This window comes from Cupriavidus sp. USMAA2-4, from assembly GCF_001854305.1.
Lineage (GTDB): Bacteria > Pseudomonadota > Gammaproteobacteria > Burkholderiales > Burkholderiaceae > Cupriavidus > Cupriavidus malaysiensis.
The window spans coordinates 275,830-294,207 of record NZ_CP017750.1; the positions used below are offsets into that span (position 1 = coordinate 275,830).

The 18,378-nt window shown below is 62.6% G+C and carries 17 protein-coding genes; 14 read left to right on the plus strand and 3 right to left on the minus strand.

Annotated features, from left to right (window positions below):
• Positions 1-25: 25 nt before the first annotated feature.
• The 9 genes from BKK79_RS37345 to BKK79_RS37375 all read left to right on the plus strand — a co-directional run bounded on the left by BKK79_RS37345 (position 26) and on the right by BKK79_RS37375 (position 9,547).
• On the plus strand, positions 26-649 hold the full coding sequence (locus BKK79_RS37345) for a single-stranded DNA-binding protein (protein WP_071040737.1): 624 nt from the start codon (positions 26-28) through the stop codon (positions 647-649).
• A 156-nt stretch (positions 650-805) separates the two neighbouring features.
• Positions 806-1,834 (plus strand): DUF7146 domain-containing protein, encoded by a 1,029-nt coding sequence (locus BKK79_RS37350; RefSeq protein WP_071040738.1) that lies wholly within the window; start codon positions 806-808, stop codon positions 1,832-1,834.
• A gap of 228 nt (positions 1,835-2,062) precedes the next feature.
• Positions 2,063-2,842, plus strand: a complete 780-nt coding sequence (locus BKK79_RS40965) for a hypothetical protein (RefSeq protein WP_157128700.1) — start codon at positions 2,063-2,065, stop codon at positions 2,840-2,842.
• A gap of 90 nt (positions 2,843-2,932) precedes the next feature.
• Positions 2,933-3,847: a site-specific integrase gene (locus BKK79_RS37355; RefSeq protein ID WP_071040739.1), complete on the plus strand. Its 915-nt coding sequence runs from the start codon at positions 2,933-2,935 to the stop codon at positions 3,845-3,847.
• Positions 3,848-4,200: 353 nt separating this feature from the next.
• Positions 4,201-5,295, plus strand: coding sequence for a ParA family protein (locus BKK79_RS37360; protein WP_157128701.1), 1,095 nt, complete (start codon positions 4,201-4,203; stop codon positions 5,293-5,295).
• The gene (locus BKK79_RS37365) at positions 5,288-6,409 is read left to right on the plus strand and encodes a ParB/RepB/Spo0J family partition protein (protein WP_084085797.1); all 1,122 of its coding nucleotides are present in this window, start codon (positions 5,288-5,290) and stop codon (positions 6,407-6,409) included. Before BKK79_RS37360 ends, BKK79_RS37365 begins: the two co-directional genes overlap by 8 nt.
• An 882-nt stretch (positions 6,410-7,291) precedes the next feature.
• Complete coding sequence (locus BKK79_RS40970; RefSeq protein WP_157128702.1) at positions 7,292-8,566, plus strand: hypothetical protein; 1,275 nt, start codon at positions 7,292-7,294, stop codon at positions 8,564-8,566.
• Positions 8,567-8,762: 196 nt separating this feature from the next.
• Complete coding sequence (locus BKK79_RS37370) at positions 8,763-9,044, plus strand: type II toxin-antitoxin system TacA family antitoxin (protein ID WP_071040741.1); 282 nt, start codon at positions 8,763-8,765, stop codon at positions 9,042-9,044.
• The gene (locus tag BKK79_RS37375; protein ID WP_071040742.1) at positions 9,041-9,547 is read left to right on the plus strand and encodes a GNAT family N-acetyltransferase; all 507 of its coding nucleotides are present in this window, start codon (positions 9,041-9,043) and stop codon (positions 9,545-9,547) included. Before BKK79_RS37370 ends, BKK79_RS37375 begins: the two co-directional genes overlap by 4 nt.
• Before the next feature lie 178 nt (positions 9,548-9,725).
• On the opposite strand, the gene BKK79_RS37380 is transcribed toward BKK79_RS37375, so the two are convergent.
• Positions 9,726-10,940, minus strand: coding sequence for a hypothetical protein (locus BKK79_RS37380; RefSeq protein WP_071040743.1), 1,215 nt, complete (start codon positions 10,938-10,940; stop codon positions 9,726-9,728).
• Positions 10,941-11,213: 273 nt separating this feature from the next.
• On the opposite strand from BKK79_RS37380, the gene BKK79_RS37385 reads away from it, so the two are divergent.
• The 3 genes from BKK79_RS37385 to BKK79_RS37390 all read left to right on the plus strand — a co-directional run bounded on the left by BKK79_RS37385 (position 11,214) and on the right by BKK79_RS37390 (position 15,191).
• On the plus strand, positions 11,214-12,626 hold the full coding sequence (locus BKK79_RS37385) for a KAP family P-loop NTPase fold protein (RefSeq protein ID WP_198173432.1): 1,413 nt from the start codon (positions 11,214-11,216) through the stop codon (positions 12,624-12,626).
• Positions 12,627-12,820: 194 nt separating this feature from the next.
• Positions 12,821-13,054: a hypothetical protein gene (locus BKK79_RS39820; protein WP_084085801.1), complete on the plus strand. Its 234-nt coding sequence runs from the start codon at positions 12,821-12,823 to the stop codon at positions 13,052-13,054.
• Between the two features lie 4 nt (positions 13,055-13,058).
• On the plus strand, positions 13,059-15,191 hold the full coding sequence (locus BKK79_RS37390; RefSeq protein ID WP_232346500.1) for a phage integrase family protein: 2,133 nt from the start codon (positions 13,059-13,061) through the stop codon (positions 15,189-15,191).
• Positions 15,192-15,244: 53 nt separating this feature from the next.
• Here the strand turns inward: BKK79_RS37390 and BKK79_RS40975 are convergent, their stop codons facing one another.
• On the minus strand, positions 15,245-15,847 hold the full coding sequence (locus BKK79_RS40975; protein ID WP_157128703.1) for a hypothetical protein: 603 nt from the start codon (positions 15,845-15,847) through the stop codon (positions 15,245-15,247).
• A 279-nt stretch (positions 15,848-16,126) separates the two neighbouring features.
• Here BKK79_RS40975 and BKK79_RS39825 point away from each other — a divergent pair, with 279 nt between their 5' ends.
• Positions 16,127-16,378: an H-NS histone family protein gene (locus tag BKK79_RS39825; protein ID WP_084085803.1), complete on the plus strand. Its 252-nt coding sequence runs from the start codon at positions 16,127-16,129 to the stop codon at positions 16,376-16,378.
• Positions 16,379-16,432: 54 nt separating this feature from the next.
• Here the strand turns inward: BKK79_RS39825 and BKK79_RS37395 are convergent, their stop codons facing one another.
• Positions 16,433-17,080, minus strand: a complete 648-nt coding sequence (locus BKK79_RS37395) for a hypothetical protein (RefSeq protein ID WP_071040745.1) — start codon at positions 17,078-17,080, stop codon at positions 16,433-16,435.
• Between the two features lie 183 nt (positions 17,081-17,263).
• Between BKK79_RS37395 and BKK79_RS37400 the strand changes: the two genes are divergently transcribed.
• Positions 17,264-18,223 carry an SOS response-associated peptidase family protein gene (locus BKK79_RS37400; protein ID WP_071040746.1) on the plus strand — a complete coding sequence of 320 codons (960 nt, stop codon included), beginning with the start codon at positions 17,264-17,266 and terminating at the stop codon, positions 18,221-18,223.
• The last annotated feature ends 155 nt before the right edge of the window (positions 18,224-18,378 follow it).

Here is an 18,378-nt window from a genome sequence, read left to right on the forward strand (position 1 = left end):
GCCATTATTCAAGGAGAGAGTAACCATGGCATCCGTCAACAAGGTGATTCTGGTCGGTAATCTGGGCGCCGACCCGGAGACCCGCTACATGCCCAGCGGTGACGCCGTGACCAACATCCGTCTGGCCACGACCGATCGCTACCGCGACAAGGCTAGCGGCGACATGAAGGAGCTGACCGAGTGGCACCGCGTGTCCTTCTTCGGCAAGCTGGCCGAGATCGCCGGGCAGTACCTCAAGAAAGGCTCCCAGGTCTACATCGAGGGCCGCATCCGCACCCGAAAATGGCAGGACCAGTCGGGCCAGGACAAGTACAGCACCGAGATCGTCGCGGATCAGATGCAGATGCTGGGCAGTCGCCAAGGGGGGAACTCCGAAGGGGACAACGGCTTTAGCGAAGACGGCAACAGCAACCGGCAGGCGCCGGCCCAGCCCAACGGCGCCGCGCGCAACCGCGGCGGCGCGTCGGGAAGCGGCCAGCAGGCGTCTGCGGCACAACCCGCCCCGGCAGGAAACGCCGGCTACGGCTCGCCGCGCAGCGGCGGATACGCCGGCGGCGGCGCGCCGCGCAGTGGCGGCTTCGAAGACATGGACGACGACATCCCGTTCGCGCTCCCACGGGCGCTGGACGGGATTCCATTCCGTCGTTGATTCACGCTGGCGGACTCCCCACAAGGGAGTCCGCCGCGTCCCCTCAAGCTCCCCGTATCCCCGGGGGCTTTCCTCACGCGCCGCGCGCGTTGGGAAAGCCTCTGCCCCTTGCAGTGGCCGCTCCTTTTCATCGCCTCGCAGAGGCAGGAGATAGCCATGAAAGTCAGGTTTGACGAACTCGACTGGAAAGACGTCCTGAGCCGCGCAGGCCTGGCCGAGTTTCTGAGCAACAAGCAAGGCCCCTGCCCGCTGTGCCAGGGAAAAACACGGTTTCGCTTCGACAACAAGAACGACGCCGGGACGTGGTATTGCAACAGTTGCGGCGCCGGCAACGGCTACACGCTTCTGCGCAGTTACCTCGGCGGCGATCGCCAGGTCTTCGAGTTTCTCAAGGACACTGGCCTGTGCCGCGCCGCCCCACAAGCTTCGCCACTGCCCAGCCATCGCGAAGCGCGCGACGCCGCAGAAAAAGCCGCACGGGACCGGCAAAAGAAGCGAGACAAGCTCAATGCCACCTGGAAGGGCTCCATCGCCCTGACCGAAGCCAGTCCGGTGTGGCAATACCTGCGACGCCGAGTGCCGAGTCTGCAGCTCGAGTGGCTCAGCGGTGATCTGCTGGAACACCCGTCGCTGGAGTACTGGGAAGTATCTTCGTCAAAATGGGTGTCGCGCGGCCACTGGCCCGCCATGATCGCCGTCGCACGGCGGCGATCCGGCAAGCCGGTGACGCTGCACCGCACGTACCTGTCCAAGGACGGCTTCAAGGCGCCACTGGCGGAGGTGAAGAAACAGATGGCAAGCCCTGAGAAGTTGCTGGGTGCGGCCATCCTGCTCAATCGTCCGACGACGCAAAGCCGAAAGCTGATCGTTTGCGAAGGCATCGAAACCGGCCTTGCGTTGGTAGCGGCTACCGAAAATCGCTTCGAGGTCTGGGCACTCTTGAATGCCGGCAACCTGGCGGTCGCTGATATCCCGCGCGATCGCTTCGACGAGGTGATTGTCTGCGCCGATCGCGACCCTCTCGACCCGCGGCATGGTTGGCGGCCGGGTGAACACTACGCAGAACTTCTCAAAGCACGGTTGCTCTCGGAGGGCTTCGTCTGCAAGCTGCACGTGCCGACAGGCGAACGGAATGACTTCTGCGATCTACTGCAGCGCGCCAGGCACCTTCGACTGGTCGCCTGATCCACCATCATCCCCAAAGAGCGGCGGCGTTCTTTGCGGGATTGATCCGGGCCAGTTCGCACTAGCGGACTGGCCCTTTTTCATTTCTGGGATGATCCACGCCTCCGAGTTGCCGAGCGTTCGGGTGAATCCGGGTCCCTACGTCAGGGTGGATTCGGGAGGTTGGAGCACCTGCTACGTTGCAGGCGGAAGCCCATCGTCGCTTCCGTGGGAAAACAGGGAGGAATCATGAACCGCTACGCATTGTGCATTGCCGCAGTTCTGCTATTGGCGCCCAGCCTAGGTTTTACCAAAGAAGTAACCGAGGTCGCCAATTGGTGCTCCGAGGGGAAGAAGTACCTCCTGTTCGACAGGCCCCGAAATCCGGGAGACGCATGCAAGGTCATTGACTCGCGCTGTATTCGGCTCAACAACTATTGGTGTCAGAAACACACCCCGGGCGACCCGTGGGAAGGTGCGAAAGACTCCGATACCAATGAGCCAATTCAAGATCCTGGCAAGCACGCTGCATTCGACTCTCCAGTATGGTCAGCGCGTGCCATCGCTATTGATCTGCGATCGAAGTACACCGGCGTAAGCGGTGGGAAGAGAAAATCTGAGAAGGACAGGTTAACCTCAGCCTTCCAGATCATAGGCGCATATTCCCCGTGGTGCGATACCGTTGGCTCGGTTACCGAGACGAAGGACAAAACTGTCGGCCGCTCCTGCAGCGACGGCAACCGCCCGGGGCCAAACTTTGCCGGACGGTTGTGCAAAGCACCGACTGCAAATGAGACCGACCCTCAGAACTGCATTCCCGGTTGCAACTGCCCGCCGACCGCGGCCCGAACGCTCATCCAAGGTCTGCCCGGAAAGACGATCACGGACGATCTGGAACTGTTCGACAAGCGGGGGAAGCCACTGCCCAATCTCGCAATTGTGATCAGAAACTTGGCTTGGCAGGAGCATAAACGACGGGTGTCGGATGAGCTTGTCCGACGCGGCATCGCACTGCTAAACGAAAAGTAGTATTGCAGCCGGAATCTGGAAATGTGGTTGCGTGAGACGATGTCGAGGGTATTCTGTCTTGTACCTCCTCTATCGACCCTGTAATCACCTATGACCGACCGCCTTTGGCTGACGGATCCTGCGAAGGCGTTTGCTGCGTGGCAGGAGATCGGCGCGACTGGGGTTGACGGCCGGCCGTTCTCCTCGCGCTCGATCATCCAGCACCAGGCAATGTTCGAAGCCGTACTGGAGCATCTTGCTCATTGTGGCCAGACGCTCGCGACCTTTCATACCGCAGAGTTGGAGGCCTTTCTCGCCGCACGTGGCCTCGACAGGTCGTCGTCGACCGCCAAGCGCTACGCCAAGCTATTCGAGCGGCTCGGCCGGCACCTTGTCACATCCGGGGTCAGAGCGGAGAACCCCGGGAAGCCGCTCTCGGACTCCCTTGCTTGGCCTCTGGACGACCCGGCGATCGCGTTTCTCCCCCCTGCGTTCGACACAGCATTACAGCAGTGGGTCCAGCCATCACCGAACGACGATAGGTCGACGTCGCGCGACAAGGCGGCGATTGCGCTTTTTCTCGGCGCCGGCCTCACGGTGGCAGAGGCGCGCCAGCTCCCCTTGGCTGGTTTCGAGCGCGCTCTGCCAGGCGCGCTAGCGAGAGTACGAACTGAGAGTGCCGGCGGGCGCCTTTCCCGCATCGCGATTGTCGAGGGGTTCGCGCAGCCCCCGGTCTTGGCCTGGATTGCTGTTCGAGCCTCACATGGCTACACCGGCGAGCTGTTGCTAGCCTTCAGGCGCACGGGCAAGCGCGCCGCCGTTATCAGTCTCTGGCGCGCAGTGCATGATGCATTGGTGGCGATCGGCTATAGAGGCGTCGAATCCGGTCCGCAGGCCCTGCGCAATACCTACGGCCGCCGACTATTGCTCCGCGGGCTCGACCCGAAGGCCGCTGCTGAGCGGCTTGGGCTGAGTAGCGCACGTACCACTTACCGCCTACGCCAAACAATCTCGGCCTCTTCCTGACCTCATGGGCCTAGCTCGCCTGTGGTCAGTAGCCCGGTCGGTTGTCGCCCATATTAGTTATCAAAACAGCACTTATTCTGTGTTTCGCGCGAATCTGCACGAAATCGGTATGCGATTTGGGTCACTTTCGCCAAGGTTGACATGCTAGATTCATGTCGATCACTAGGGGCCGGGCGTTGGCGTTGGAGCCAGACTTCCATATGCAGCGCAGCAATCCACCCTAGATGCGAGAACAGGGTCGTCGATGTATGGATCGGACGTCGCTGCTAGGAAAAGGCCGCGTTACCAGCAAAAAACCTTGCATGTATACGTCAGACCACTAATAATGACGTAACTGCCGTATACGTGACTTCTTGAGGTTCGACTTGGCCACAAAACCGTTCAAAGTCCAAGCTGTTGCCCAGTTGCTGGGCACAACCGTCGACTCCGTCCGCCGCATGGTGGATGAAGCGGGGATTGAGGTGTCGCGGCAAGAGTCCGGCCCCAAGACTCGGCTCTTCTCGGTCGAGAACATCTTCGACCTGGCCCACCACCGAAGCAGCAAGCGCGGTGGGAAAGCGCGGTCCAAGAAGCAGGTCATCGCCACCGTATACGCGCCGAAGGGCGGCGTCGGCAAGACGACTCTTGCAAGCAATCTGGCTTGTCGCTTCGCCCTGCGTGGCGTGAAAGTCCTGATTATCGACCTGGATTTTCAGAGCAACCTGACGTTGAGCTTCGGGTACGACTCCGAGTTGACACAGGAGGAAGCGCTTGAAGCAGGCGTTTCGCCAGACAAGACGGTTGAGGCGCATTTCGGAAACCTGATCCCGGGCTGGCCGTATGGTCGCCGCACCCTAGGCGAAGTCGTAAAGAAGCCGTTCGGCGACGCAGGCCCCCATATCGTACCGTCGGACCTGACCCTGGACCGTCTCGACACGATGCTGACCTACGAAGTACTGGAAGGCAAGAACGCTGACCTAACAATCGCCAAACTGCTCAAGGACGGGCAGGCCGGCAAAGATCAGCACTTCGACACTCGTGACTACGACATCATTCTGTTCGACGCGGCACCCGCGAAGAACCGGATGACACGGGGTGCGCTACTTGCGTCCGACTACGTGATCTCACCGGTCTCGATGGAGAAGTTCTCCACAAAAGCGCTCTCCTACCTATCGAGCGTCCTAACCGAAATGCAGGACCAGTTTAACCGGAGCCCCGAACTCGTGATCGTCGGCAACTTCTTTGACCCGAATCGCGTGCGGGTCATGGGACAGTTGATGACTATCACGCAGACCTATCAAGATGCGTGGCTGGATCGGACGATCCGGCGCAGCGAGGATTTCCCGAAGGCCTTGAATGGTGAGACCGATGTCCCATTGGTGCTCTTTAAGCCAAGCAGCGCCTCCGCGAACGAACTTCGGGACGTAGCCGATGCTCTGCTGGTGCGGATGGGGGTGATTGATGGCTAAGACATCCACTGAAACTGATTTTATCCATCGACTGCGCAATCGCGCTGACGGCGCCGGCGGGGCGGATACGCCCGCCGGCCGCATGGTTTTGCACACTCCTCCGAAGGGCACCGGGAAATCGCTCGAGGAACTTCTGGCGGAGCATCCTGACGCGCCCACTGGCCTGCCCTCTCCGGCATCATCTGCCACGCATGCCACGTCGCAGGTGCCGGACTCCGATCAGGCCCGAGAATTCGGTTTCCGGGTCCCCCTGTCGAAGCTGAAGCAGCACCCGTGGAATGCGCGGATTGCTCGGAGTCCGGAACGGATCAGAGAGATCGCATCGAGCATGGCCGGATCACGGCAGTACCATCCGCTGGCCGTGACAAAGGATCCGGCGGAGCCCGGGACCTATTTCATTTTCGACGGGGACACACGGTTCAAAGCAGCGGAGCTGTTGAACTGGCCGGATATTTGGGTACTCGAGGGACATGTCGATGCGTCCTCGCCTCTCGATGTGTATGTCCAATCGTTTCGGCACACCGAAGACACCGACCCGATTCCCCAGATCGACATGGGCATTCGGTGGGCACAGTTGATTTCGGAAAAGCTCGCAACGCAAGAGCAACTCGCTGAGCGGCTTGGTTATCACCAGGCCACGATCAGCCGGATGCTCTCGTTCAGCCGTTTTCCTGAGCGGATCCAAGCGTTCATGCGGGAGAACAAGGAGCGCTTCCCCTATTCCGTCGCAGGAGTGCTTGTGTCCGCGATTGACTCAAGAACGGAAGAGGAACTGCTTGCTCTCTGTCAACGAATCGTGACGGAGGAAATCTCCCGGCGCGCCATCGAAAGCCTGCTGAAGGAGAAAAAGCAGACCGCTCGCGCTCCTCGCAAAGCCGCAGTCATATCGAAGCCTATCCGGCTGGGCGAGTCCCAGGTCGGCATGCTTCGGACTTACGAGACGGGTGCGATCGAGTTCAAAGTCCAAGAAGCCGCGTCCATTGATGAGAAGGTGCTCGCTGAGTTGGTCGATCTGCTGGGAGCTGCAGTCGAATTGGTCAGTACTGGCGAAACGAACCTCCGTCAAGCGCTCATCAACAAACTGACGGCGCCGGAGAAGGCCCCAAAAAAGTGATCCGTAAGGCGCAAACATTTGCCATCTGTCGCTCGGCATCCAGCTTGGATACGGAGCGCTTGGGTGGCTTTTGTTTTGTGCCTGCGGTTTGCGCTTCGATGCAGTTGGAAGCTGCTGAGCAGCTTCGCGCAGCGATGCGGATTGGCGTTCATCACTCGAGTTACCGCCGCGCCAATATGCACCGGTGCATATTGGCTTCTCCGTGCTTCCTGACCAGGCCGGTATGCACCGGTGCATATTGGTTTTTGGAGCCAGCGGCTTCCCGCCGATCAACCAGCAATGGCAGCAAGGCCGATATGCACCGGTGCATATCGGCCTTGGCCGCCGACGCTGCGCACCGCCTATGCACCGGTGCATACTTCAACCCCAGGTTATCTCGCCATCCTGTCGGAGCCTATAGCCTCCGTGGCTTTATGCACCGGTGCATGGCAGACGAGCCCGGGAATCAGCTCGACGCCATATGCACCGGTGCATACTCCCTCGCCTGTCCTGTCCGCGACAAATCATCCCTCCACAGCGCGACACAAAAGCAGTCGATCGCGAGTGCGGCGCCAAGTTCATCCCCGGGGTATGCACCGGTGCATACCCCGCCTGGCACCAGGTATCAACCAGACACCAGGCTCAGCGAAGCCCCCAAAGAAAAACGCCCAACAAATGTTGGGCGTTTTTCTTTGGGCGTTCGAAATGTTCGCCCCCGAAATAAGGAGCATCCAATGAGCTAACCCTCTCCAGAAAAACAAAAGCCAGGAATTGGCGTTCCTGGCTTTTGCGGACGGCGTCTAGCGAGTCGTCCTTCCTACTTCGAACTGGCATTCGAAGTCTAGGAAGAACGCTTCGTCATGTCAACGCCGCCACAAAAAATTCATCCATTGCGAGGCGAACATGACTTCAATCATGAGCGTAGGGAACGCTCATCCTCAACAGTCTGAAGATCACTACGAACTGTACGAACAAGACACGCGCGGCGATTTTCTTCGCTCATCGTCGAGGCTCGTCATTTCCAGTCCCGTAGTTTCGAACAAATCAAAGCTAAGCGTCTCTGAGCAAAATTTCGTAGGGACCGAGACGGCATCGCCAGTTTTCCTTCCGCGTAAAATTGCTAATGCGATCGTCAACGTCTACGAGGCTCTCGATGCTTATGACTTGTCTCAAACGCAACGACGCGTTCTGGCCTGCTTGATTCGCTTCGGAGTAAAAGTCGACAGTCCAGCTTCTTTCATCTTTTTGAAGAAGGCCACGATTGCGTCAAAGCTGAAGATCAGTGAAGCAACAATTTATCGTTGCCTTGCGACACTCGAATCCTTTGGACTTATCGAGCGAGAAGAGCAGAGACGAACGCCAGAGACGTTGAAAGTCATTGGCAGAATACGCCTGACAGGCATCGCGATTGACGCGCTAGGCCTAAACCCCCCCGCTGCAGCGTCAAAACAGGATATGGCGCAAGCCGCACATATCGAAGAAGGCGCAGCTGGGCAAGAACTCGCATCCGTGCGAGACAATAACCTCCCCCCTCAGTCTTCTTCGAAGAAACAACCGGCTGAGCCGGCCGCCTTTCGACGAATCGAAGGCAAAGCAGTGCCCTCCGACTTGGCTTGGTTGGTCGAAGACCGGTCCCTATCCTTGCCGGGCCTATTTGGCCTCATGAAGCGTGCCCGCAACGCGTCGACCCGTCTATCCGACGTCGTCCAGACTGCTTACCACGCGATCGCAGAACTCCGTGGCAGAGACCTTTTTGCTTACCTCGCTGCACTCATCAAGAAGCCCCTCGACTTCACGTTTGTAGCCAACGCCGCCCGTGCCGAACGCGACCGCCGACAGGAAGAGGAGGGCTCCAAAGCAAAACAACACGCGCGAATCACGGCACTTGCCACAAGCCTCCGTGGTCGTGTCATAGCCGATCCCAACGGCGGCTCTTGGTCCGTAGACGAGGCATCAGTGACGCTCCGCCGTGGCACCGGCCGCGATGCCGCTACGAATGCCTGGCCACTAGCTCTCGCACTACCCCAGTTGGAGTTCCTCGCCCAACTCGCTGCCGGCCAACCCGTATCGGCACCTGGTACCCCGACTCCTGCCACGCGGAGCCTCCGTGCGGCAATTGCTGACCACCTAGACCGCGCCCGGGCAATTGTCGGAGCACGTCGGGCGCCGGCCATGTAAGGTATATACTGAAAAATGGCATATCGTACGCTCGTGCCGCTCCGCGGCAGTCCCGCGAGCAGGGCACCGGCCACGTTGCTTACCAGACACGGCCATTGGGGGAACGCCGGATGATGGTTCGCATGCTCAACCCGAGGACGGCTTGAGTTGATGCGTACGGCAATCTGCCGTATCATTGCCTCTGGAGAACCAGACTATGCCCACTGCCAATACCACCGCCCGCCTCGAAGCGCGAATCAGCTTTGATCTGCACGCGATGCTCAAGCGTGCCGCCGAGCTGCAAGGACGCACCATGACCGACTTCGTTGTCGCTGCGGTCCAGGAGGCAGCCCAGCGCGCCATCGAGCAATCCGACGTCGTCCGGCTGTCCCTCGCCGATCAGGAGTGCTTTGCCAACGCACTGCTGTCCCCGCCGCAACCGACACCAGCCCTCGAGCGCGCGTTTGCCCGCCGCGACAAGCTGCTGCGCGCTGAATGAGCGCCGCGCCGTTTCGGCTAGTCCCGCTTGATCCAGCCCATGATCGCGCCGGCTTCGATAGCGGATCGGACCCCCTGAATCGCTATCTCAGGGAACAGGTCAGTCAGGACGTTCGCCGCCGCGTCGCGGCATGTTTCGTGGCACTCGCCGATGGACCGCGGATTGCCGGCTACTACACCCTCGCATCTGCGAGCCTCTTGCTGGCCGAACTGCCACCCAGTATCAGCAAGAAGCTTCCGCGCTATCCGACGGTGCCGGCCGTCCGCATGGGGCGCTTGGCCGTCGATCAGACCTTCAAGGGGCGGGGCTTGGGCGCTGCCTTGCTAGCTGACGCACTGGAACGTGCCATCCGGTCAGAGATCGCCGCCTACGCGGTGATGGTGGACGCGAAGGACGAGGCGGCGGAGGCCTTCTATCGCTATCACGGCTTCATTGCGTTGCCTGATTCGCCACGCACCTTGTTCCTGCCTCTGGCGACCGTCCAGGCAGCACGCCGATCGTAGGACGGCTTGGTCTGAACGCGCCAGCGAATACACATTGGGACCAACGGTGGACCGGATCGCCTTCGTCGCGTAGCGCGGTGTCACAAGGCTCCGGAGTAGTGCAAGCCGGCGCGCCTGCGCCGATCGCGACTGCTCGATCCGCCGCGACAAGGTGAGGCCCGGGCACTGGCAAGCCCGCTCAGTCGCGCGTGCCGCCAGAACTTTGCCGCGCCAGCAGCCCGACGCCGTCCCCGCCCTGCAGGCGGATCCGAACCCCTCCGCGGTCAGCCCACTCGGCCTGACGGGGGGCGGCGCCATGGTCGGCTTGGGCCGGCGTGTCCCGCAGGATCGACCACAGCACCATGTACTGGCAGTACAACTTCACCTCCCACTCGGTCCCGTTCGTCATGACAATCCGCTGCGGGAGGCCGACGACAACGTCATCAGGCCGGCTGTCGGGACCCCAATCCAGCGGGGTGCGGCGCCGGCTCAACTCGTGCAAGGCACGAAAGAACAGATCAGCCCGATTTGGATTGTCGCGGTCGACTTCGCCCGAAAGGGGGGCTGCAAATGAGGCCTCAGTGGCCGGCAGGTCGAGCAGCCGGCAAACATGGCGAAGGCACGCGCGCTGAATTCCGACCGCATCGGCGGGTGGCGTTTGGACCACCCGGTTACGCGTGCCCGCGGAGGGAGTCAGCGTCCATCCCATGGTCCCCAGCGTCGCCCGAGAGAAGGTAGCTGCATGGAAGCCCAGCCCGCGGGGGAATTGCCCCTGCACGACTGTCGAGCGGAACCGCTTGCGCCCGCTAGGCCCGGGCAACTCATTGGCCACCAGCCGGCCCTCAGTGGGCACCAGATGGCTGCCGTCCGGCAGGGGAAGGCGCTGCTGGCGATGAGGCCAGATCTGCCGCTCCCAGTCCGCCTGCGCCTCCGGGCCGGACGTGGGGCCGCGAGAACCCTTCGACTCCACCAGGCACACGGCTGAGGGCGCGGTGGCCGTTCCATCGCGGAAGAACACGAAGTCGGGGTGCGCGTCAGCGGTCGGGCCGCCACAATCCTCCCAGTGCGCCATCCACGGGTAGCCGGCCTGCATCGTCTGCAGCAGCGTCAGACCGGCGCCCAGCGAGCCCGATAGGAAGGGCTTCACGAAGTCCTTGAGCCGGCCATAGTCGTGGGTCACCCGGAAACCGTCCGCATCCGCCTCGCATACGCTCAGTGCGGCCGCCGCCGTGGCGGCGACGGTGGCCAGGCCGGCGTCGCCCAGGGTCAGGCCCAACTGATTCGCCCGGCACATGGCGAGATATAGCCACCAGAGGTTGATGTGCGCCCCCGCCTTGGGGGCGCGCGCCGCCCAGGCCAAGGGGGGCGCGCCTGGCGCCAGGTGGAATTCCTGGTGGATGGGGACGATCGGCATAACGAGGGCAGGGCGCCGGCGGCGATGGCCGCATTGTCGCCGACCGCGGGCGCAGAAGCCCGCCTTGCGCCACTTCAGAACCGGAATTCTGCATTTTACGGTGCTTGATAATTACTATTATCAAGCACCGTCATAATAAGAGACGGGTGGTAGGTTTCCTGGCCGCCACTTGCGGCTACAATGAAGTCTTGCCGCGCGCACCCCGCGCCAGCGCTGGGCTGGCCGGCCGCCGGCGGCACGCCCACCTCGTGCGCTCACTCAGGACGCCCCTCGATGCCCGCAGCTGCTCCCGCCCGCCCCCTCGTGCTGCCTCCCACGGCACTGGACGCCATCGCCACCCCGTTCGCCGGCGACCTGCTCGGCCGCCAGGCGCTGGCCGAGCGGCTGACCACCTACCTGGACCGGCTGCGCGATGGCGCGGTGCTGGCCATCGACGCGCCCTGGGGCGAGGGCAAGACCTGGTTTGGCCGGCATTGGGCCAAGCAGCTTGAGCAGCAGGGCCACCCGGTGGCCATCATCGATGCCTTTGGCCAGGACTATGCAGAAGACGCGTTCCTCCTGCTGGCCAGCGCGATCGTGGGGCTGCGCAAGGCGGAGAGTGGGGTCACGGCAAAGCTCAAGCACCGGGCTGGCGCGGTCCTGCGCGCCCTGCTGCCCGTCGGCACGAAGGCGCTGGTCAACCTTGCAGGCCGCGCGCTTGGCACGTCGGACCTGGTCGACCAGGTCGATGAGGCGCTGGGTGAGGCGGCCGAGCAGGCGACCGAGAAGGCGGGCGACGCCGCCGGCGCTTGGGTCAAGGGCCGGCTCGACCAGTGGGAGGCCGAACAAAAGACGGTCCAGCACTTCCGCGAAGCTCTCACCGAGTTCGCGGCGGAGACGTTCAACGACACGGGCAAGCCCACGGTAATCCTGGTCGATGAACTGGACCGCTGCCGCCCCGCGTTTGCCGTGCAACTGGTCGAACGCATCAAGCACTTCTTCGACGTGCCGCATCTGGTGTTCGTGCTGTTGATGAACCGCGATCAGCTGGAGAAGGCGATTCGCGGGGTGTATGGGGCCGAGACCGACGCGGCCACCTACCTGGGCAAGTTTCTGCATCTGTCGCTGCGCCTGCCGACGGCGCGAAGCGTGGAGCCCGACGGTTCAATCCCGGGGCTGTCTGCCTATGTGTTCAATACGTTGGAGCGGCTCGGCGCGGTCGAGCGAGACTTCGCAGATGACTTCTCTCTGTGCGCCGCGCTGTTCGAGTTGTCGGCGCGGGATGTGGAGCGCGGGTGCACGCTCTACAGCCTGGCGACCACTGGGGGCGACTCGGCCAATGCGGCCCTGCTTGCTTATGCGATCGCGCTCAAGCTGAAGCATCCGGCGCTCTACGCCGGGCTGATGCAGGGCCGTGCCGATACCAATGTGACATGCATGGAACAGCTGCCCGCGATGCTCGTAGCGCTGCGCATGCGGGATCCATACGGCACGACGCGCGTCGCCGATATGACGCGCTTGACCATCTACCAACAGGCACTGTGGGCTCTCCACTATCGGTGGCTCTATCAACACGCGCCAACCTCACTTGGAGCGCACCAAGCCCCGAAGGACGAAGTAGCGTACAACGCGCATTTTCCGGGGGTAGGAGATCCGCAGTTGTTCTTCCAGAAGACCTTCCGCCGTTTGGATCTGGCGATCAGTTGAGCATCATGCCATCTTCCTCGACGCCCCGCCGCAAGCGTGCCCGTGCCCTCGATCCGAGCGAAGCCTCGCCGTTCCCCCATGGCAACAGCCCGGACGGCGACCCAAGGACGCGAGCGCCGCGGGCGCAACCCATGCCGGGCACACCTGGCACGCTGCCAGGCGGACAGGCCCGCGCAACCGGAGGTGCCGCAGCCATGAGCCGAGACCAACCGCTTCCCGATGGCCGCTACCGGGCACGATGCCGGGAACGATGCTGGGAACGCTCTCTGTTGGGCGCGGCCGCCAATGGTCACTCGCGCGTCTACCCGAGCGCGGATCTGGTCGTGGTCGACGGCTGGGCCCATTTCTACCGAGACTGCCAGGAAGTCTGGTCGTGCAACCCGAGCTACGCGGCCACGCACTTCGATGTGGTGGCGCAGGGGAGGTGACCGGATGACGACGGACCTGGTTCTCATGCAGGCGGAAGCGGTTGCCCCGCCAGCGCGCGCGCGGCGGCGACGCTCGGTCACGCGGCGGCACCTACACCGCGGGCATTTCGGCTTCCTGCGCGCAATCGTGCAGGGTCTGCACGCGCGCCCGATGTGGGAGCGCTACCTGGCTGAGGAGGGCGAGATCGAGGCGGAGCAGGAGGCCGCCGCGGCGAGCGAGGAGGAAGAGCCGGCGGCCCAATTCGCGCGCCACCCGAAGGTGCGCCGCGTGACTACATGGTTGCGCGCCGAGCTGCGCGCCGCGGCGGGCCGCGCGGAGCGGTTCGGCATGGCGCGCCTGGTGCATCTGGATCTTGGCCAGATCGGCCGGCCGGGCGAAGCCCTGCCGTCGCTTGAGGATTTCGCCGCCGAGGCGGGCCTCGATGGCTTCAGCCAGGCCGAGCAACTGGAGGCCTACCGCGGGCACTTCGGACGTGCGGTGGACCGCGAGGCCAAGCGGGCCTCGCTCATGCGCCGGCAGTTGGAGGCGATCGACTGGCTGGAAGGCAAGTATGCGCAGCCGGTGCTGGCCGCTGACGGCTGCCGCGCGTGGCTGGCCGACGCCCTGGCGCAGCGGCTCGAAGAGGCTGGTGTGGCCACCCTGGGCCAACTGATCGACCGCATCAACGGCTTGGGCACCGGCTGGTGGCGCGCGCTGCCGGCCATCGGCGCCGGCAAGGCCCGCGCGATCGAGGCCTTCTTGCGCCAGCACGCAGAGACCTTGGGCAAGGGCGTCGGCGAGCATGTCGCGGTGGCGCGCCGGCAGCGTTACGCGCACGAACTGGCCGCCGTGGTGCCGCGCGGGCTGGCAGCGGCCGACACCCTGGTGCCGCTGGACAAGTTGGTAGTGCCGGAAGCGCTGGACGGCCGGCTGGGCGCCTTCCGACTGCCGCAGGCGCGCTGCCTGATCAGCGCGCACAATGACTATGAGGCCGTGCTGTCTTGGCTGCGATCCAAGCCCGGGCTGCCGCCCGACCAGGTCGCCCGGCTGCGCGAGAAGCGTCGCGACCTCGGTTCAGTCCCGGGGCCGCTCGACTGGCTGCACTACCTGTCGCATACCCAACGTGCCTACCGCAAGGAGGCGGAGCGCTTCCTCCTGTGGGCCATCGTGGAGCGCCAGAAGCCCTTGTCGTCGATGGACACCGATGACTGTCTTGCCTACCGGGATTTCCTGGCGGCGCCGCCGGCGCACTGGTGCGCCCCGCGTTCCCGCGAGCGCTGGAGCCCGATTTGGCGGCCCTTCGAGGGGCCGCTGACGCCACGGGCCCAAGCCTATGCGCTCACGGTCCTGGGCAACCTGTACAGCTACCTAAACGAGAAGAACTACCTGGGGGGCAATCCCTGGACCGGCGTGCGCCCGCCGCGCACCGCGATGCCCGCGATGGACGTCGGCCGCAGCCTGAGCACGGACCAGTGGCAGTTCGTCACTCGGCAGCTGGCGGCGCTGCCGCCCACCTCGGCCAACCAGCGCCTGCAGGTGGCGCTGCCGCTGCTGTACAGCACCGGGCTGCGGCTGGCCGAAGTAGTGTCGCTGACGACGGCGGACCTGGACTGGGTGAGCCTGCCGCGCCCGGGCACGCGCGAGCGGGAAGAGGCGTGGTGGCTGACCGTGCTGGGCAAGCGCAGCAAGGTGCGGCGCGTACCGGTCCCGGACGGGGTGGTGGCCGCGCTGGGCCGGTATCTGGCGGCGCGCGGCTTTGCCGACGATCCGCGCGACCAGCGCGAGCCGGTGGCGCTGCTTGGGCACGCGACCGACACGGCCGAGCGCACGCCGTGGGGCAAAGCCGACACGGCGGGCGCCGCTGCGTCGCTGCAACCGGGCACGCTTTACAAGCAAGTGAAGCGGTTTTTCCAGGCGTGCGCGCGCGACCTGGCACTGGTCGATGCGCGCGGCGCGCAGCGCCTGGCCGAGGCCAGCACCCACTGGCTGCGACATACTCACATCTCGCATGGACTGGCTGCTGGCGTGCCGATCGAGGTGATGCAGCAGAACGCCGGGCACGATTCGCTCGCGACGACCACGCGCTATGTCACAACCGAGGATGCACGGCGTGCGGCGGCACTAAGGCGGTTTTTCGAACAGGGAGATTCCCAGTGACATGTGTAAGCAGAATGCCTGCCACCGGGAAACCAGCGCTGAAACCGTCCTGGCTACTTCGCTGTCGTATTCGGTTGTTTCGGTTCGGACCCTTCAGTCTTCGGGGGGCTATCATCGGCCTCGCCAGAACCATTTGATCCAGCGACTGGTCGCTGAACATACTGCGTCCTAGTTGGCTGAAGCGTTCCAGCAGTCTTGATCAATTCGGTTGCCAACAAGTGGACCTTTGCAGCTTCTAGTCCGTTCGCTTGCAATTGGCATATATAGAACCCCCCGACCATCAGAAACGACGTTCGCTCGGTGGTTGTATTCAGAGCATTTCCCAGCTTCTGAATCGTCGCAGACATCGCGCTAGCAGTAGCCTCGGCATCGTCCTTGTTTGGGGTACCCGTGCCAGTGCCCACCCCGTGTATGGCGGAGGCCGCTTTCAGCAGCGCATCGGATATTTTAAGCTTGGCGTCAGCGCTATACGAGTTTTCGACCATTGCAAATTGCGTGCAAGCTCTCACTTTATTATCGCCATCTGCCACAACCAGTGCGGCGGATCGACTATTTTCCCACGCGTATAACGCCGCGCCTGTCCGAGTGTATTCAGATGATGTCGCGCAACCAGAAATTAAGCCAACAAAGGCCAGTGATAGAATTGTTCGCGCCATGGTTCCTCCCTGATGGATAATGCTATTTTTTAGACGCTTCTTGTGACGTGCCGGTTATTAGCTCTTGGATATCATGGAATCAAAGCGCTCCCGATGTCTAGGGAAGTTCGGTGTCTCCCGACTCTGGAGGGGTTCCCCGCAAGTTGGGAGGTTCTTAGTACGAAAAGCGCAGCTTGACCAATCGACCAAGCGCAGTGCTATAGAATCAGTTCAGTCGCCCGTTGACAGCTCCATCGCGGCCACTGGGGATGATCATTTTGGTGGTGTACATTTCGCATCATGTCAGTCGAAATTGAAAGAGCAGCAGCGATCACCTGGATCCGTGTTCAGATGGCTCGCCACGGGATCAGTCTTGAGGACCTTCTCGCAGCCGGCTGTTTTGGAGTGAGAAAGCGCTCTGCCGCTACGGGGCGCGGCGGCTATGCCAATGCCGCTGGCGAAACCTGGGACGGCGAGGGAGCAATGCCGGATTGGCTGCAGCGTGCTGTAAATGCTGGTCAAGTCGCCGATTTCTTCCGTGTGGGTTCCTGACCCTTGTCCCTCGGCGAAAGTGGGGGGGGGTTCTTGAATACGTCGACTTCACGGTCAGATTGCCCGTCGAGAGCGGAATTCGTCAGCGACCGCCTTCCAGGATTCTTGCGCGGCGTTGAGCTGGTTGCTCCGCGGCGACGCCGACCGTGCCTCCAAGAAACCGGTGACGCCTATTCGTCGCAACCGGTCGCGGGCCTTCGCTCCCAACGCGATAATGGTTGCATTCGGAAATAGTCGGAGTGCCGGCCAAAGATAGGTGGTGGCGCACCTGGTCTCCATGCTGGCGGGTAACCGCCCGCCGGCCGTCTGGGCCGAACAGAGGACAGAGTTGGTGATCCACGTGCGTTCCATCTGTACCGAGAATGGCAGATCGCGCCAACAGAGATCTAGGATCTGCCGAAGGTTCTCATGGAATGGTGTCCCCTTGCGTTCCAGCAATCCCAGCGAAACAATCGCCGCATCGGAGATGTACTCATCCGCCGAGCAAGCTTGGGCATACTCTTCGTCTCGGCGAGGCGTACTTGGTTCGGCGCAAACGAGCACCAGCCGGACGATATCGAGCTCGGTGGTGGCGCCGCACTGGCCGCGGGGTACGTGACCTGCGGTCGGGTCCCAACGAGCATCCGCGCAACTGCTGCCGATACCCGAGCAGGGCTGGTAGGCCTGCCGCAAGATAGCGCGTAAGCGATTGTTCACGGTCATACGGCAATCTCCAGTGGCATGTTGAGGCAGAGCAGATTTTGCTCCTGGATATCGCGAACCGTAGCGCTTCGACAAGACGCCCGCAAGCCCGGTCATATGCGTGTTTTGGGCTTGGGGTCGTGTCGATGGATGCCGGCACGTCGGCGACCGCTAGAATCAAGGGTCTGCTTTGAGGGAGGTCCCATGTGCTATTCCGCCCTGGTCCGAATGGAGCACCGTCGCCTGGAGCGCGAGTATGGCGCGCGCGCCAGCCTGCAACGCTATCTGGATCTGTTCCAAGCAAAGAGCGAGGGCGGTGGATGGCGCCAGATCCCAAAGGCCATGCGCGCAGCCTTCGCGTCGCCGATCAGCGACGAAGAGGCACCTATCGCATCGGTCATCGCTGCGGCCGAGCAACAACTCGCGAGGGAAATCGAAGCTGAGCTCTTCCAGCAGAAAACGCGCCTGGCAAATGCCGAGCGGGTGCTGGCCAGCAAGGCCACCAAGAAGGCCGAGAGCGATCAGCGAATCGCCCGCGACAAGATCGAACGCGCACAGCGGAATCTCGCCGATCTGGCGCGCACCGACCTGGCCGAGCGAGACTCTCGGATCTTCCCCGGCATCTACGCATCGGTGATCATCGAGCACGGTGGCGAGCGGCTTGTAGTGCCGATGCGATACGGCTGCCGATTGCCAGGCTGGACCGAGGCGATCGAACGGAAGTACCCCGGAACCTACAATGCTCGTTCGGACCGCCTTGAAGAATCCTGGGGCAAACTGTTCGGACGCCGCCATGGCGTTGTCGTTGTGACCCGCTTCTACGAGAACGTGGCGCTTCATCGCTCCGAGGGGCGAGATCTGCGGCCAGGCGAGCAGCAGCAGAATGTAGTACTGGAGTTCGCCCCGCAGCCAGCGTTCGATATGCTTGTGGCCTGTCTCTGGAACATTTCCAAGACCGAGAGTGGCGATCTGCTGTCCTTTGCCGCCATCACTGATGAACCGCCGCCGGAAGTTGCAGCGGCTGGCCACGATCGCTGTGTCATCCCGCTGAAGGCTAACAACCTTGACGCGTGGCTTGCCGGGGGCTCAGGAGATTTGGCAGCGATGCACGCTTTGCTGCGCGATCGAGCGCCGACTTGGTTCGAGCATCGGTTGGCAGCATAGCGTGATCGCGTAGCGATCCGAGTGGAGCGATGGAATGCTGGTATGCCCCGTCACCTTCGAATAATGGGTGAAGCGCTGTCGCGGATCAGCCGACTGCAGGTTCTGCCAAGGAGCCCGTTGCAGAACACGACTAGGCACTTCTTGCTGTATCGAGC

Bases quoted from the DNA above. Each gene is read 5' to 3' on its own strand.
- BKK79_RS37345 (WP_071040737.1), top strand. From the start codon at position 26: ATGGCATCCGTCAACAAGGTGATTCTGGTCGGTAATCTGGGCGCCGAC.
- BKK79_RS37350 (WP_071040738.1), top strand. From the start codon at position 806: ATGAAAGTCAGGTTTGACGAACTCGACTGGAAAGACGTCCTGAGCCGC.
- BKK79_RS40965 (WP_157128700.1), top strand. From the start codon at position 2,063: ATGAACCGCTACGCATTGTGCATTGCCGCAGTTCTGCTATTGGCGCCC.
- BKK79_RS37355 (WP_071040739.1), top strand. From the start codon at position 2,933: ATGACCGACCGCCTTTGGCTGACGGATCCTGCGAAGGCGTTTGCTGCG.
- BKK79_RS37365 (WP_084085797.1), top strand. From the start codon at position 5,288: ATGGCTAAGACATCCACTGAAACTGATTTTATCCATCGACTGCGCAAT.
- BKK79_RS40970 (WP_157128702.1), top strand. From the start codon at position 7,292: ATGACTTCAATCATGAGCGTAGGGAACGCTCATCCTCAACAGTCTGAA.
- BKK79_RS37370 (WP_071040741.1), top strand. From the start codon at position 8,763: ATGCCCACTGCCAATACCACCGCCCGCCTCGAAGCGCGAATCAGCTTT.
- BKK79_RS37375 (WP_071040742.1), top strand. From the start codon at position 9,041: ATGAGCGCCGCGCCGTTTCGGCTAGTCCCGCTTGATCCAGCCCATGAT.
- BKK79_RS37380 (WP_071040743.1), bottom strand. From the start codon at position 10,940: ATGCCGATCGTCCCCATCCACCAGGAATTCCACCTGGCGCCAGGCGCG.
- BKK79_RS37385 (WP_198173432.1), top strand. From the start codon at position 11,214: ATGCCCGCAGCTGCTCCCGCCCGCCCCCTCGTGCTGCCTCCCACGGCA.
- BKK79_RS39820 (WP_084085801.1), top strand. From the start codon at position 12,821: ATGAGCCGAGACCAACCGCTTCCCGATGGCCGCTACCGGGCACGATGC.
- BKK79_RS37390 (WP_232346500.1), top strand. From the start codon at position 13,059: ATGACGACGGACCTGGTTCTCATGCAGGCGGAAGCGGTTGCCCCGCCA.
- BKK79_RS40975 (WP_157128703.1), bottom strand. From the start codon at position 15,847: ATGGCGCGAACAATTCTATCACTGGCCTTTGTTGGCTTAATTTCTGGT.
- BKK79_RS39825 (WP_084085803.1), top strand. From the start codon at position 16,127: ATGTCAGTCGAAATTGAAAGAGCAGCAGCGATCACCTGGATCCGTGTT.
- BKK79_RS37395 (WP_071040745.1), bottom strand. From the start codon at position 17,080: ATGACCGTGAACAATCGCTTACGCGCTATCTTGCGGCAGGCCTACCAG.
- BKK79_RS37400 (WP_071040746.1), top strand. From the start codon at position 17,264: ATGTGCTATTCCGCCCTGGTCCGAATGGAGCACCGTCGCCTGGAGCGC.